This window comes from Luteococcus sanguinis (genome assembly GCF_039527675.1).
GTDB lineage: Bacteria > Actinomycetota > Actinomycetes > Propionibacteriales > Propionibacteriaceae > Luteococcus > Luteococcus sanguinis.
On sequence record NZ_BAAAKI010000003.1, the window covers coordinates 148,928 to 165,088 of the forward strand.

A 16,161-nucleotide genomic window follows, 5' to 3' on the forward strand; every position below is an offset into this window, starting at 1 on the left:
GCTTCAGCGGTGCTGCCTGGCCATCCACTGGAACAGATGCTTGCCGTTGGGCAGCTGGGGGTCATTGTGGGCGACATAGATCCACGACCAGTGCCCGTTGTAGGTGGTGCCGTCCCATACGACGTCGGGGTAGGCGGTGAGGTGTGCATTGCCGATGACATCGCTCGCGTGCTGACCATTGGACTCGAAGGGAACCACGGGATCATTCTTCGCCTGGACGATCCACGTCGGGGTGCGCCGTGCGGCCAGCAGCTGGGCGTCCGGGACCAGGTCCGTGTCCCCGAGCTTCAGCGGCGGGCAGATGGGGACCGCCGCCGCGAAGTACTTGGGGTAGCGGGTCTCCAGCGCGAGGGTCTGGTACCCACCATTGGAGGCGCCCACCACGTAGATGCGATCGGCGTCGACGGGGTACTGGGCCACCAGCTCATCCAGCAACGACTTGAGCTTGGCCGAGTAACCCATTGCTGGGTCGTTCATCCAGAAGTCCGTCGCCTGCGGGGCCACCACATAGGCTCCGCCGAAGATTCGCTGGGCCTTGGGGGTGCTGAAGCCGAGCGCGCCACGGTTCCCGAGCAGGGGGAGCGCGGAGTCCTGCGCCGCCGACCAGCCACCCTCACCTGCACCGTGGAGCCAGACGATCAGGGGGCGGCGGTTGGACTTCTTGGCCTCGCGCGGGATGAAGAGGCGGTAGTTGAGGCCGCTGTCCGAGGTGCCGGTGGAGTAGTCGTCCACCTCCGGGTCAACCACCGCGCCCTGCGTGAAGGACGAGAAGGTGAGCGGGCGCCCAGCTGCCCGCAAGGGCTGGCGTTGGGTGAGCGTGTATTCGAGGTCGAGCTGGACATTGCGCCCGGCCATCTTGGTGGCGGCATCCGCAGCGTAGGCATAGCCGAGGGTGGACGCCGCTGGCGCGTCCGGGCCGCTGAGGAGCTCGATGACAACGTCGCCGTCGGAATTGAGGGAGACGCCGGTGACGGTCCGGTACTGGTCGTAGGTGCCCAGCACCGCCGAACCGAGTTCCGCAAAGGGGTTCGTGCCCTTGGCCCTCACCTGGAAGGTGTTGACCGACAGGCCCTTCGGGTTGATGCGGTACCTGGTGGTCTCCAACGTGATCGAGGTCACCTGCTGGCCACCGTCGAGCACGGCGGCATTGAGGGTGAACGAGGTGCTGGAGGCGGCGTGGGCGGGCTGCGAAACCGCGCCCAGCGGGAACGCGAGGGTGGCACTGAGCAGGCCCATCAGGGCCGCACGGGACTTCTTCATCGAAATCCTTCTTCACTTGTCAGGGGTGGGTGGGGCAGATGCGCGCCCCACGCTAGAACCGCCCTGGGCCGCCGTCAACGGTGCGGTCACGCGGAATTTCCTCTCGCAGACTCCTTGACTGGTCGAATATCCGCAAGTTACTTTCTTCGTGAAACAAACATTCCTTCCCCGAGCCCGTCCAATGGAGGACATCGTGACCCTCGCGATCGCGCTGCAGAACGACTCGACCTCGCTGGTGCTGTTCAGCGACGGCTGGCTGCCCGAGGTGGTGCACTGGGGTGCGCCGCTCGGTGAACTTGATGCCGACGCCGTCGCCACCCTGCGCGCCGTCGCGCAGCCCCCGGTCGCTGGCAACGGCATCCCCGAGGAGCACGGCCACCGGCTGTCGATCCTGCCCGAACAGTGGGCTTCATGGACCGGCCACCCCGGCATCAGCGGTTCGCGTCAGGGCTCGGGCTGGGCGCCGCGCTTCCAGCTGCACCGCACCACGCTCGACGGACAGATCGTCAACGGCTTCGCAACCGCCGAGCAGGGCACCGTCGTCTTCGAGGCGAAAGACCCTGACGCCGGTCTCGCACTCGGGCTGACCATCGAGCTGACCCCGGAAGGGCTGGTGCGGGTGCGTACCGAGCTGACCAACACCGGCGCGGACGGCTACCAGCTCAACCAGTTGGTCGTCTGCCTGCCCGTCCCCTCCCGCGCCACCGAGGTGCTCGACTTCGCCGGGCGCTGGGGCAAGGAGCGCTACCCGCAACGCTCCACCCTGGGCATCGGCACCCACTGGCGGGAGGGACGCCATGGCCGCACCGGCGCCGACTCGGCGTTCGTACTGCATCTGGGCACGCCCGGCTTCGGCTTCCAGGGCGGCGAGGTGTGGAGCGTCCACACCGCGTGGAGCGGAAACCATGTCCACTACGCGGAGAAGATCCTCACCGGCGACCAGGTCGTCGGCGGGGGAGAGCTGCCGCTGCCCGGCGAGGTCGTGCTCGACAAGGGGGCCAGCTACACAAGCCCCTGGGTGGTCTTCAATCACGGCGCCGGCCTCGATCAGATCGCGCGCAACCACCACGCCTTCCTGCGCCGCACTCATCCGCTGCAGGGGGAGCGTCCCGTCACGCTGAATGTCTGGGAGGCTGTCTATTTCGACCACGACGCCGACCGCCTCAAGGACCTGGCGCACCGCTCCGCGGAGGTAGGCATCGAGCGCTATGTGTTGGACGACGGCTGGTTCGGCGCCCGCCGCGATGACCACGCCGGGCTGGGCGACTGGGTGGTGTCGAACGACATCTGGCCCGACGGACTGCACCCGCTGGTCGATGAGGTCACCGGTCTGGGCATGCAGTTCGGTCTGTGGTTCGAGCCCGAGATGGTCAACCCCGACTCCGACCTGGCCCGCTCGCACCCCGAATGGGTGATGCAGGTCCCCGGCCGGATGCCGCTCGAGTCGCGCCACCAGTGGCTGCTGAACATCGGCATCCCCGGTGCTTACGAACACGTCAAATCGCAGATCAACGCGTTGCTGGACGAGTACGCGATCAGCTACATCAAGTGGGACCACAACCGCGACGTCGTCGATGGCGGTACCACCCCGGACGGACGTCCCGGCGTCCACGAGCAGACGCTGGCCTTCTACCGGATGGTCGACGAGCTCAAGGCCGCCCACCCCGGCCTGGAGATCGAGAGCTGCAGCTCCGGCGGCGCCCGCATCGACCTGGGCGTGATGGAGCACTGCGACAGGGTCTGGGTGAGCGACAACATCGACCCCACCGACCGCCAGCAGATGATGCGCTGGACCGCGCAGCTGCTGCCGCCCGAGCTGCTGGGCTCGCACATCGCGTCCGGTGCCTCGCACACCACCGGTCGCATGCACGACATCGGCTACCGCGCCGCGACCGCCGTCTTCGGCCACCTCGGCGTCGAGTGGGACCTGGCGAAGGCGACGGACGACGAGATCGCCCAGCTCAGCGCCTGGATCGCCTGGTACAAGGAGCACCGCACCACGCTGCTCGGTGGGCAGATCGTCCGCGTCGACCTGCCCCAGCCGGGCAGCTTCCTGCACGGCGTCGTCACCCCGCGCCAGGCGGTCTTCGCCTACACCGAGCTGGAACTGGCCCCCGTCTGGAGCCCCGGCATGGTGCCCCTGCCCGGTCTGGTCGCCGACGCGACCTACCGCGTCACCCACCTCGACCTGACGGCCCACGGCATGACGCTGCCCGAGCCGGTCGAACTGACCGGATGCCAGCTGGCACAACGCGGAATCCGCGCCCCACGGGTCAATCCGGAACGCACCCGGATCCTGGTCGTGGACCGCGTCCGCAGCGGACAGTGAGCACAGTGCCGTCCGCTTGGCGGCACCTCGACGCAACCACCCGCCAGGTCTTGCTCGAGGTATTGCTCCACGGCCCCGTGGCGCGGGCCGACCTGGCCCGCGCCCTTGACCTGTCGGCGCCGACGGTGACTCGGGCGGCGAGGTCCTTGCTGGAGCAGGGATTGATCATCGAGGGTGAGCCGGTGGCGCAGTTGACGACCGGGCGTCCGTCGTTGCCGCTAGCGGTGGACGCCGCTGCCGCCAGTTTCGTAGGGGGCAAGATCACCACCCAGGCCTTGCACCTGGTGCTGGTTGACCTGCACGGGCAGGTGCTGCGCACCCACACCGCCGAGGGTGTGACTGGGAGCAGGGACGAAACGATCGCTGCGCTGGGTGCCTGGATTCACGAGCTGGCCCGCGAGGACATCCGTCCGCTCGCCGTGGGGCTCAGCCTCGCCGCGACGGTCGACGCCGAGGGCATCACCACCCGCTCGGCGTACCTCGACTGGGAGGCCGGACCTTTGGGTGAGGTCGCCGCCCAGGCGCTGGGGATCCCTTGCGTGGTGGACAATGACGTGAACGCCTTCACCGTCGCCGAGCACTGGTTCGGCCATGGCCGCGGGGTTGGGGAGTTCGCCGTGGTCACCGTCGGGGTGGGAACCGGACTGGGTCTGGTCACCAACGACGAGCTGGTGCGTGGGCACAGCGGAGCGGCCGGGCAGATCGGGAAACTGCGGACGTTGTCCGGTGACCTGTTGACCGAGCAGGTCGAGTCGAAGCCACTGGCGCGAGCAGCGGGGGAGCTGTTGGGACGCACGATCGCGCGCGATGAACTCCCCGCGTTGCGGCATGAGCCAGCCTGTCAGGGCCTGTGGGCCACCATGGCCACGGCCGTGGGAGAGTTGGTGGCGACCACGTCGATGGTCGTCGCGCCGAAACGGGTGCTGGTTTCCGGGGAGAACGCCGACCCGCTGCACGACCACCTAGAAGCGTTGTGGCAGGGCTTCGATTCCCTCGCGGGAGCCGGGACGGTGCGTCCGGAACTGGCCGTGCAGGCCCTGGACTTCACCGAGTGGGCCCGCGGTGCGGCCGCCGTCGCGATCCGGCAGACTCTGCTCGGCTGAGCGAGACACCGGCACCCACCAACCGCGACAATTCAGGGGACAGGGCAGACTGCCCTCAGGAGGACATGATGACCACACTGCACACTGCCTGGGACGACGCCGAGGGTGCGCGCCGCGCGACGGAGTTGTTCACCACGAGTTTCGAGGCCGAACCTCACGGCGTCTGGGCGTCTCCCGGGCGGGTGAACCTGATCGGTGAGCACGTCGACTACAACGGCGGGTTCTGCCTGCCGATCGCGTTGCCGCACGCCACCTACGTCGCGGCCGCGAAACGCGACGACGGCCTGTTGCGCCTGGTGACCGAACTCGGGGACGTGCAGCGTTGGGAGGGGACGCTCGACGAGGTGGGTCCCGGCGCGGTCAGCGACTGGGTGGCCTACTCGGCCGGTCCGCTGTGGGCGCTGCGGGAGACCGGTGCGGAACTGCCCGGCTACGACCTGGCCATCGTGTCATGCGTCCCTGCCGGCGCCGGGCTGTCGTCGTCCGCTGCGGTGGAGTCGGCGGTGCTGCTGGCCGCCGCGGAACTGGCCGGATTGCCGACCGAGGGGGACGCGCGTCGCGCGGAGCTGGCGGCGCTGGGCGTCCGGGCCGAGAACGAGGTGGCCGGGGCACGCACCGGAGGCATGGACCAGGCCGCGTCGCTGCGGTCGAAGGCCGACCACGGCCTGCTGCTGGACTGCGAGCAGGACTCGGTCGAGCAGGTGCTGTTGAACCTGCAGTCGCAGGGTCTGGAACTGCTGGTCGTGAACAGCAATGCGCCGCACATGCTGGCCGACGGCCAGTACGCGTCGCGTCGCGCGGACTGTGAGCGGGCCACCGAGGTGTTGGGCCTGCGCTCGCTGCGCGAGCCGGTCGACGGCCCGCGCGCTGGGCTCGGGGAGCTGCTGGCCAAGCTGGACGAGGATGTGTTGGTTCGCCGCGTCCGCCATGTCGTCACCGAGAGCTGGCGGGTGCTGGACTTCGTCGAGGCGCTGGCCGCCGAGCGGGCTGGGGAGGCGGGCGAGCTGATGGTCGCCTCTCATGACTCGCTGCGTGACGACTACGAGGTGACCGTCCCGGAACTGGACTCGATCGTGGTGGCGGCGATGTCCGCTGGCGCGCTCGGGGCCCGGATGACCGGCGGCGGTTTTGGTGGCAGCTGTGTCGTCCTGGTGTCGGTCGACGACGTCCACCAGGTCGCCGGGGCCATCGACGCTGCGGCCGTCGAGGCGGGCTTCGCGCGTCCCGACTTCCACCTCGCCACGGCCGCCGACGGCGGACGCCGGATCAACTGACCTCTCCCCAACCCCGACCACCCACACCCCGATCTGAGGAGCCTGCGATGAGCGACGAAGGACTGGCACTGGCCACGAAGGCCATGAATGCGGCAGGGCAGGACGACGCGATGGTCGCCGACTTCGCGTCCCGCTATCGCCTGCTGGAGCAGGGCGGCTCGGGGATGATCCCCGAAGCCACGATTGCACCGCTGTTGGAGGTCGACCAGCTCGACCAGGTGCAGGTCGACCCGGAGCAGGCCCGCGATGCGCTGGCGCACACGGTAGTCCTGCGGCTGAACGGTGGGCTGGGAACGTCGATGGGGCTCGACCGGGCCAAGAGCCTGCTCGAGGTGCGCGACGGCCTGAGCTTCCTCGACATCACGGTCCGGCAGGTGCTGGCCGCCCGCAAGCGCTACGGCGTCCGGCTGCCGTTGGTCTTCATGGACTCCTTCCGGACGCAGGCCGACACGGCCGAGGCGCTCGCGAAGTACCCCGAATTGGCCGTCGACGGGTTGCCGATCAGCCTCCTGCAGGGCCAGGTTCCCAAACTGCGCGCCGACGACCTGACGCCGGTGTCGTGGCCAGAGGACCCATCGCTGGAGTGGTGCCCACCGGGGCACGGGGACGTGTATCGCGCGCTGTACAGCTCCGGTCTGTTGGACCAGTTGGTCGAGGCCGGCTTCAGGTACCTCTCGCTGAGCAATGGCGACAACCTGGGCGCGGCACCGGACGAACGGGTGGCCGGGTGGTTCGCGTCCACCGGAGCGCCCTATGCCGCGGAGCTGTGCCGCCGGACTGCGAACGACCGCAAGGGCGGGCACCTCGCGATCCGGAAGGCGGACGGGCAACTGGTGCTGCGCGACACCGCGCAGACCCCGGCCGAGGAGATGGACTACTTCACCGACGAGCACCGTCACCCCTTCTTCCACACCAACAACCTCTGGGTGGATCTGCGGGCGCTGCAGTCGGTGCTGGGCGAGCGGGGCGGGGTGCTGGGGCTGCCGCTGATCCGTAACGACAAGACCGTTGATCCCTCCGATGGTGACTCGACGCCGGTGGTGCAGGTGGAGAGCGCCATGGGGGCGGCGATCGAGGTCTTCCCCGGTGCCACGGCGATCTGCGTCGGGCGCGACCGTTTCCTGCCGGTGAAGACGACCAATGAGCTGCTGCTGTTGCGCAGCGATCTCTACGAACTCGACAACGACTACCGGCTGGTGGCGCACGCTGAGACGCCCGCGGTCAAGCTCGGCAAGCAGTACAAGCTCGTGGGCGACTTCGCGCGGTTGGTCCCGCATCCGCTGGCGCTGCGTCAGGCACGCTCGCTGGCTGTTGACGGGGAGGTCGCCTTCGGACGTGACGTCCAGGTCGTCGGGGACGTTGCCATTGAGGCCTCGGAGCCGACCACGATCGCGGACGGGACGGTCCTGGAGGGCTGATGCGGCCCACGGTTCCCGAGCCTGATCTGGCCCCGGTCCCCGAGCCTGTCGTGGGGTTGGCAGCAGGCCGTCGCCACTCGGTCGTCATACGCAACGACGGTACGGTCACCGCCTTCGGACACGGTGGTGCCAGCGAGTGCCGCGTGTCCGAGTGGAGTGACATCGTCGCCGTGGCTGCGGGAAACGTCCACACCTTCTCTAACACCGGCAAGTCGCACACGGTCGGGCTGTGCCGCGACGGCACCGTCGTCGCTGCAGGGTGGAATGGGCACGGTCAGTGCGATGTCGGGGACTGGACCACGGTCCGTGCGGTGGCCGCGGGTTGGCGCTTCACTCTGGGCTTGCTTCGCGACGGAACCGTGCTCGGCGCTGGCCGTTGCGTCGAGGGCCAGCTGGCCGTCGAAGGCTGGCGCGACATCGTCGCGATCACCTGCGGTGACTGGCACAGCGTCGGTGTCACGTCCGCCGGGCGCGTGGTCGGCGCTGGGGTCGGACGAGCGGGACAGCTCGACGTCAGCGACTGGCGTGAGGTCGTCCAGACGTCCGCGGGATACCTGCACACCCTGGGTCTCACGCATGAGGGACGCGTCCTGGCTGCAGGCGACCGGGGTAGTGGTGCCTGTGAGGTTGGCGCATGGCAGGATGTCGCTCACGTGTCGGCCGGCAGCCACCACAGCATCGGGCTTCATCGATCGGGACGGGTGATCGCGGCAGGCTCGAACAGCCACGGCCAGTGCGACACCGAGGGTTGGAGAGACGTGGTCGCGGTCGCAGCGGGGTCCTTGCACACGCTGGGATTACGCGCGGACGGAACCGTTCTGGCGACCGGGTGCAACGACTATCAGCAGTGTGATGCGCCTTGCTTGGCTGCTGGATGAGTCTCTCGAACATAAATCGCCGAACCCCTTGTGCGCGCCGTATCGGGATGTAGAATTAGGACATGAGTTCGATGATGACTCCTCCGGCAGGTCACGCGGTGACGCTTCCCGGGTCGGCCTTCCCGGCGACGCGGCGTGAGTTCCTGGCCGAGTTGCGGGCGTCGGACAAGGCCTTTCGGGCGATCCAGGCGCGGCGGTTCGAGTTGTTGGCGCAGGTGGACGTGTTGTGGTCGGCGGCCAGCGGTGAGGGTCCGGTGGTGCCGGGTCTGGAGCAGCTGGTTCCGGCGGGTTCGGACGGGACACCGTTGGTTGCGGAGTTCGCGTCGTTGGAGTTGGCGGCGGCGATGCACCTGCGGCCCGAGGCTGTCGACGTGGAGTTGTCGTTGGCGACTGATTGTCTGCACCGGTTGCCGTATGCGTGGGCTGCGGTGATGGCCGGTGACCTGCCGGTGTGGTTGGCGAAGAAGCTCGCGAGCATGAGTGGTGATCTCGGCTTCGATGGAGCGCGTGCGTTCGATGCGGACCTGCGGGACGTCTATGGGCGGATGCCGGCGTCCCGGTTGGAGGCGATGGCGAAGGGGCTGGTGTTGGAGCACCTGCCCGCGGATCAGGCTGATGAGCGTCGCGCGGCGGAGCGGGAGCGTCGGCACGTGGATTTCCGGGACGACGACTCCGAGGGGTTGCTCGGCAGGGTGGACGCTGTCTTGGACAAGCTCGACCAGCGTGATCTTGAAGCGCAGGTGTCGCGGTTGGCGTTGATCCTGCGCCGGGCGGGGGTGCAGGACACCGAGGACGGGATCCGCGCCCGCGCGCTGGGCATGTTGGCGAATCCGGCGCTGGCGCTGCAGATGCTCCAGGCCTCGCTGCTTGACGAATGCACGTTCCCCGGGCTTGTCGAGGGTCCAGCGTGCGAACTCAAGGGCCGCCTGGGTCACACCTGCGGAACCATCACCGTCGACCCCCACAAGCTGCTCCCCACGGCGAAGGTCGTGGTCCACCTCACCGACTCCACCGTCAAGACCGGCCAGGGCATCGCTCGCATCGAGGGCATCGGCCCCGCGTTGAGTGGCTGGTTGAAGGACCTCCTGGGTGACCGGAGGATCACCGTCCGACCCGTCCTCGACACTGCCGCTCTGTGCCCGGTGGACTCCTACGAGGTCCCTGATCGGATGCGCGAGACCGTGGAGCATCGGAATCCCTTCGAGGTGTTCCCGTGGTCGTCCAAGCGGGCCATCCGCTGCGACCTGGACCACACCGTCCCCTTCGACCATGACGGGACACCCGGCCAGACTCGGCCCGACAACCTCGGACCCCTCGGCCGACGTGTTCACCGGGCGAAGACCCACGGCAGGTGGCGCGTCGAGCAAGTCGCGCCGGGCTGTTACCTGTGGCGATCCCCGGAGGGATTCGTCTACTTGGTCACCCCGTCCCTCAGTCTGGAACTCCACGACCCCACCAAGGGCGGGCCGCCGCAAGCGCCCCCGGTGATGCGGCTGAAGTGGGCCGACGTCACCAGCACCGCCTGACGACTCACATCTCACGACCTACACCTGCCGACATAGGAAGTCCACACGGCCAGCACACCGCCGACGAGGCGACGCCCCTCCACGGGAGTCGCCCCTTTGGCATGCCCTGGAACTACTTGGCCCGGAGAGCTGCGAGCCGATTCACGTGTTGGCTTCCCAGCAAGGTCACTGGATTGCGCCGATCATTGCCGAGCGCTTGATGGAGAACCACTGCTGCACTTGGACCACCAGCTGTGCATCCTCATCCCACTGTCCACTCCTGGGGGTGACGACCTCGGTTCTTCCGCAGTACGGCCGAGCATCCTCTGGCCACGGCTGGAGCGTGGACTTTCGGGCGATGGTATTTCGAAGGTGTCTAGCTGGAGGTCGCCCGCGTCCGCGAGCAGCTCGATGCCGGGCTGCTGGAGAACCAGGGCCGCGAAACCTGGCGCCATCGCCGCACCGTCGGCTGGCGTGGACACGACGTCCCGGTCGTCCCGGTGGAAGTGCAATGCGCCACCATCATTGAGCGCGGACAACGCGACCGCATGCAGGCGATCGCCGCAGGCACTGGAGTGGGACGCAGAACTGGCGCGGCAAGCCCTCATCGACCGAGGCCTGTGCGGGCGTGGTCATTGAACAACGCCCCGCAGATCCGTGGTCCCTTTCGGGAACGAGAAGAACCCCAACACGAGACCCTTGGGGCGGCGCAAGAGGGTGGCGCAAGAGGGGTGGGCTTACCAACTGGAAAGGCCGAGATCTGCGCCGAACTTTCCCCGACGGGCCCTGTGGGCGCGTATCGGAGAAGTTGGGCGCAGATCTCGGCCTTCTTGGTGGGAATCGTGCCTCAGCGGGCCTTGCGCAGCACCTCGATGATCCGCGGGCGCATCTGGGCGACGCTGATCACCTCGTCCACGGACCCCACGCGCACCGCGCGGTGGATGTCGTGGACCCCGTCGAACTCGGTGGCGACCGTGCTGATCGTCTCGGCCTTGACCGTCTCGCGCAGGTTGCTGAGCTCGGCCTTGAGTCCTGCCTTGTCGGCGTCGGACGCCTCGGCGACCCGGGCCTTGAGCTCGACGATCCTGGGATCGGCCTCGACGCGCTTGGCGACGTCCCGGGCGAAGACGACGGCCGCGGCCGGGGCGCCGCCGATGACCGAGGCGTAGGAACCTTCCAGCGCGAGCACGGTCATGTTGTCGTTGAGCGACTTCGAGAAGACCACATAGGCGCCGCCGTGGTAGCGGCTGATCACGACGAAAATGATCGGGCCGGAGAAGTTGACGATCGCGCGACCAATCTCGGCGCCGTACTCCAGCTGCAGGTTGCGCATCGACTCGGGCGATCCGTCGAAGCCGGACAGGTTCGCCAGCACGACCACCGGCCGGTTGGCGCTGGACGCGTTGATCGCCCGCGCGACCTTCTTCGACGAGCGCGGGAACAACGTGCCACCGCTGAAGCTGTCAGGTCCGTCGGCCGGCAGCAGACCGGCCCGGGGGACCGGTTTGCTCTCGATGCCGATCAGGGTGATGGGCATGCCACCAATGGTGGTGTCGTGCACCACCGCCGTGTCGGCCTCGGCCATCGTCGCCCACCGTTCCAGGGGCTCGTGATCGGCGTCCGCGACGGCGCGCATCACGGCGCGGATGTCGAAGGGTTTCTTGCGCTCGGCATTCTTCTCGGCACTGAAGATCTCGCCGACGGTTGCGAACTCCGAACCGTCCATCTCGTGCGGGCTGAGGCCGACGTCGCGCGCGTCGTCGTCGGTGGTAGCCAGCTCGCGCGGACGGCTCTCACCCGGCGCGATGTAGGTGTGCTCGTAGTGGCGCATCAGCACCTGCTGCGCTCCGGCCAGGTCGGGAGCCCAGTACTGCGCCTGGCCGTTGGGGCCCATGATGCGGTCGTGGCCGCCGATGCCGAAGTTGTCCTCGGCCGAGACTCCGCCGGAGAAGTCCAGGGACTGCTTGCCGGTGAGCACCATCGCCGAGTCGGGCGTCATCACGAGGATGCCCTTGGTGTGCATCAGCATGGTGGCCTCGGCATTCCAGTAGGGCTGGGCGCCCACGTTGATGCCGGCGACGATGACGTTGATCTCGCCACCGTCCTGCGTGAAGTGCACGATCCGGCGCAGGGCGTGGGCGACCGCATCCAGGTTCTCGGTGCCCGAGTCCATCGAGATGCGCGCACCCGAGCTGAGGGTGAACCAGTCGACGGGCAGCCCCAGCGAGTCAGCGCGGTCCAGCGCGGCGACGATGCGGTCGGCCTCCGCGGCCCCGATCGAGCCGAGGGAGCGCAGTGGGTCACCGAACAGGACGATGCGTCGCACGCCCTCGGGGTGGGCCACGGTCGGCGTCGAGACGTCGGCGACGATGATGCCGGCGGTGTTCAGGCCGTGCTCACGCTCGACCTCCACCAGCGCACCCGACTCGTCGAGGTCCAGCTCGACGACCCGTCCGCGGGAGCTGGCGACCAGTCCGAAGAGCTCGTAGGGGTAGACCAGGCCGCGGCTGCGAGCCCGCAGCACCATCTCGTCGTAGCGCGACCGGGTGGCCAGCGGCTCATCGGTCGGGTCGATGGTCTGGAAGCGGACGCCGAAGCCGGGCTGGTGGCTGAACACGATCACGGTGGGCACCGGCACGTCCTGGCCCGGTCGGGTGATCATGGTCTGGATTCGCACCTCCGAGATCCCTGCGTCAGCGGTGATCGGTGCGAGCTGGGCCTCCAAGGCCTTCAGCGCCCGCAGGTCGATGTTGAACTCGCCCCAGACGTGGATCCAGACATGGTTGTGGTCCAGCTTCTTGGCCGGCGCCGCCTCGGCCCGGGCGCGGCGCACCGCGTCCGATGCCGTGATCAGGGCGCGTTCCAGGTGCGGGACGCCGGTGACCTGGCCGTCCTCGTCCCGGACGATCGACAGCCGCCGTACCTGTGCCAGGGCGACGATCCGCTCGTCCGCGGGGTTGTCGATGCCCACCCCGTCCAGCAGCAGGATGTTGCGCGGGGACTCCAGGCGAGTGAGCTGGAAGCCCGACAGCCGGTTCAGGTTCAGCTGGCGACCGACCATCGGGTGGAAGCCGCGGCGCACCGCGTCCTCGACCGGGCGTCCGTCCACGCAGCGGAAGGTGAAGTAGCCGACGGTGCCCTTCTGCAGCGGCAGCACCGCGATCGCGATCCGGCGCAGGCGGCAGAAGAAGTCCATCTGGGCCAGCGCCTCCGACAGGCGCTGGGCCATCGCGTCCCCGTCGACCGCCTCGTCGCACAGCAGGTAGAGGTCGACGCTCTGATGGCGGCCATTGGCCGCGTCCGACAGCTCAGGGGTGCACAGCTCGTCCAGCACCTGGACCAGCGACGAACCGGGCACGAACTCGGCCAGGTTCCCGACGGTCGTGGTGATGTGGGTGTCGCGTCCGTCGATGACGTAGTCAGCGCTGGTGACGGCGCGGCCACCGACGGTGCGCGAGGCGAGGTTCTCGAGCTGGTTGCCGCGGTAGTGGCGCTGGGTGAGCACCTCCAGCAGTGGCTCCTCGGCGGGAACGTCGGCAGCGCTGCGTCCGCGCAGGAAGCCGACGAGACGGTCGGGGGCACCGACCAGTTCCTCGGTGACGGCCCGGCGGGCGGGACCATCGGGCAGGGCCTCCAGGTGTCCGAGCAGCTCGGGAACCTGCGCCAGCGCGACGGACTGTTCGGCGTCGATCGAGGGACGCTCGTACCAGCGGTAGCGGATCGAGCGGGCCAGGTCGCCGATGGCGGGGAAACGCCGCTGGGTCGCGACGATCAGCCGGTCGAGGACGGCGCGCAGCTCGGCGCCGGAACCGGCGGGACGGTCCTGCGCACGCCAGGCCTGCAAGATGCCGGTCGCGACGGCCACCGCCGGCGACCAGTTCTGCTGCACCAGGAAGAGCCGGAAGACGGCCTCCTCCAGCTCGACGGAGGGGTCGAGCGAGTCGACGCCGTAGTGGCCCAGCACACGGGTGAGGCGCTCGGCGAAGGCGGCGGGCAGCTGCTCACGCTCCACGTCCAGGGACTTCAGGTAGCGCTGGAACCACTCGCGGGTGGTGTGGACACGGGTGTCGGAGTCCTCGACTGAACCGGTGGGGGAGTTGCGGTGCAGCTCGGCCAGGTCGGCGAAGGTCTCCAGCAGCGCGGCCTCGGCGGCGACCGGCGTGGGCCACGGCTCACGGTCGGCGAGGTAGGGCTTCAGCGGTCCGGTCGGGTTGTCCGGGTCGGTGTCCCACCCGAGGACGACCGCCCGCAGCGACTGCCGCTCGGCGTCCGGGTTGGACGTGGCGCCGTGCTCGGGAAGGTCCAGGTCAACGGTCTCGGCGACCTCCTCGGTGGCCTCGGACGCGTCCCCGATCGGCTCCAGGCGCGCGATCGGCGCCCCGGTCTCGACCTGGGTGCCGGCGCGGACGGGGACCTCCTTCACCCGGGCCGCGAACGGCGCGGTGATGATGGTCTCCATCTTCATGCTCTCCAACACGAGGATCCGGTCGCCGGCGGCGACGAGGTCACCCTCGGCGACCGGGGTGGCGACAACCAGCGCGGGCGCCTGCGAGCGCAGCACGCCGCCCTCGTCGCGGGAGACGCGGTGGCCCTGTCCGTCGACCTCGATCACCTGGACCGGGCCGGGAGCGCCCAGCAGCACGCGGTGGTTGTTGCCGCCCATCACCAGCCGGGCGGTGTACTCGTCCAGCCGGTCGAAGCGGGCCTGCACCTGCTCGGTGACGCCGGCGGTGGTGATGGTGACGTCGAAGGTGTCGACGCCGGTGCGCAGCACGCGGACGGCGTGGGTGGTGCCGCGCAGCTTCAGCTCGACCGGGCGCCCCAGCTCGTGGGCGGCCAGCGGACGTCCGCGACGGGCGGTGTCGAAGAAGCGGGCGCGCTCGATCTGCTCTTCGGCGAGGTGGGCCTCGATCCCGGCGACGACCAGTGCGGCGCCGGAGTTGCGGGTGGGCTGCAGGCGTCCCTCGGCGCGGACGCGGTCGATCCAGCCGGTGTCGGCCCAGCCGGTCTCGCCGGTGGTGACCTCGGGCTGGTTCAGCAGTTCGAGGATGAACGACTTGTTGGTGGTGCCGCCGTCGATGACGACCTCGGTCTCGGCCATCGCGCGGCGCAGCCGGGCGAGCGCCTCGTCCCGGTCGGCACCGAAGGCGATCACCTTGGCGATCATCGAGTCGAAGTCGGCGGGGATGGTGTCGCCCTCGGCGACACCCGTGTCGACACGGATCCCGGGGCCCTGGGGCAGGGCCAGGTGGTCGATGTGCCCGGGAGCGGGGGCGAAGTCGCGGTCGGCGTCCTCGGCATTCAACCGGGCCTCGATGGCGTGCCCGATCTCGACCGGCTTCTCACCGGTCAGGGCACCACCGGAGGCGACGTGGAACTGGAGCTTCACCAGGTCGGTGCGGGTGGTCACTTCGGTGATCGGGTGCTCCACCTGCAGGCGCGTGTTCACCTCGAGGAAGGCGAACAGGTCGGCCTCGGGCTGGTACAGGAACTCGACGGTGCAGGCGCCGACGTAGCCGACACGCACGGCCAGCCGCTCAGCCGACGCCTTCACCTCGGCGACGCGTTCGGGGCTGAGCAGGGGGGAGGCGGACTCCTCGATCACCTTCTGGTTGCGGCGCTGCACGGTGCAGTCGCGCACGCCCAGCGCCCAGGCGGTGCCGTGACCGTCCGCGATCACCTGCACCTCGACGTGGCGGGCGCCGGTGACCAGGCTCTCCAGGAAGACGACGCCGGAACCGAAGGCGCGCTCGGCCTCGCCGCGGGTGCGGTCGAAGACGTCGGTCAGCTCGGCGTCGTTGGACACCTTGGTGATGCCACGACCACCGCCGCCGGCGGTGGCCTTCAGCATCAGGGGGTAGCCGATCTCGTTGGCCTTCGCCAACGCCTTGTCGAGCGTGGCCAGCCCGCCACGGCTCCACGGGGCGACCGGCACGCCGACCTCCTCGGCGATCAGCTTCGAGCCGATCTTGTCCCCGAGCTGGCGCATCGCGTCCGCGCTCGGGCCGATGAAGGTGACCCCGATGCGGGCGCACAGGTCGGCGAAGGCCGGGTCTTCCGCGACGAAGCCCCAACCGACCCACGCAGCGTCCGCGCCGGTCTCGACCAGCGCCTTCTCCAGCACGGCCAGGTCGAGGTAGGGACGAGCGGAGGCCGGGCCCAGGTCATGGGCAACGTCCGACTCGCGGACGAACATCGCGCCAGCCTCACCACTGGTGTGCAGCGCGATCACCTGGATCGGGTCGACGCCGGGACGGGCCGCGTTCAGGTCCCGCACGGCGTGGACCAGGCGCATGGCCGCCTCTCCACGGTTGACGATGGCGACACGGCTGATGGTTGTTGACTGGGGCACTGGTCCGTCCTGGGCTGGGAGTCTTGACGACTATCCAAGCTA

8 protein-coding genes are annotated in these 16,161 nt (G+C 69.1%); 6 read left to right on the forward strand and 2 right to left on the reverse strand.

Features of this window, described 5'->3' with window-relative positions; all coding sequences use genetic code 11:
- Positions 1-3: 3 nt before the first annotated feature.
- The gene (locus ABD089_RS03010; RefSeq protein ID WP_343884726.1) at positions 4-1,260 is read right to left on the reverse strand and encodes a carboxylesterase family protein; all 1,257 of its coding nucleotides are present in this window, start codon (positions 1,258-1,260) and stop codon (positions 4-6) included.
- Between the two features lie 193 nt (positions 1,261-1,453).
- On the opposite strand from ABD089_RS03010, the gene ABD089_RS03015 reads away from it, so the two are divergent.
- The 6 genes from ABD089_RS03015 to ABD089_RS03040 all read left to right on the forward strand — a co-directional run bounded on the left by ABD089_RS03015 (position 1,454) and on the right by ABD089_RS03040 (position 9,788).
- On the forward strand, positions 1,454-3,589 hold the full coding sequence (locus ABD089_RS03015; RefSeq protein WP_343884727.1) for an alpha-galactosidase: 2,136 nt from the start codon (positions 1,454-1,456) through the stop codon (positions 3,587-3,589).
- Entirely contained in the window at positions 3,586-4,692 is a 1,107-nt protein-coding gene (locus ABD089_RS03020) for an ROK family protein (RefSeq protein WP_343884728.1), read from the forward strand. Before ABD089_RS03015 ends, ABD089_RS03020 begins: the two co-directional genes overlap by 4 nt.
- Before the next feature lie 68 nt (positions 4,693-4,760).
- Positions 4,761-5,966 (forward strand): galactokinase, encoded by a 1,206-nt coding sequence (gene galK, locus ABD089_RS03025; protein WP_343884729.1) that lies wholly within the window; start codon positions 4,761-4,763, stop codon positions 5,964-5,966.
- 47 nt (positions 5,967-6,013) lie between these two features.
- Positions 6,014-7,384, forward strand: a complete 1,371-nt coding sequence (locus ABD089_RS03030) for a UTP--glucose-1-phosphate uridylyltransferase (protein ID WP_343884730.1) — start codon at positions 6,014-6,016, stop codon at positions 7,382-7,384.
- A gap of 143 nt (positions 7,385-7,527) precedes the next feature.
- Complete coding sequence (locus ABD089_RS03035) at positions 7,528-8,262, forward strand: RCC1 domain-containing protein (protein WP_343884731.1); 735 nt, start codon at positions 7,528-7,530, stop codon at positions 8,260-8,262.
- 62 nt (positions 8,263-8,324) lie between these two features.
- The gene (locus tag ABD089_RS03040) at positions 8,325-9,788 is read left to right on the forward strand and encodes a hypothetical protein (protein ID WP_343884732.1); all 1,464 of its coding nucleotides are present in this window, start codon (positions 8,325-8,327) and stop codon (positions 9,786-9,788) included.
- 826 nt (positions 9,789-10,614) lie between these two features.
- Here ABD089_RS03040 and ABD089_RS03045 read toward each other — a convergent pair.
- Positions 10,615-16,119: an ATP-binding protein gene (locus ABD089_RS03045; protein ID WP_343884733.1), complete on the reverse strand. Its 5,505-nt coding sequence runs from the start codon at positions 16,117-16,119 to the stop codon at positions 10,615-10,617.
- Between the last annotated feature and the right edge of the window lie 42 nt (positions 16,120-16,161).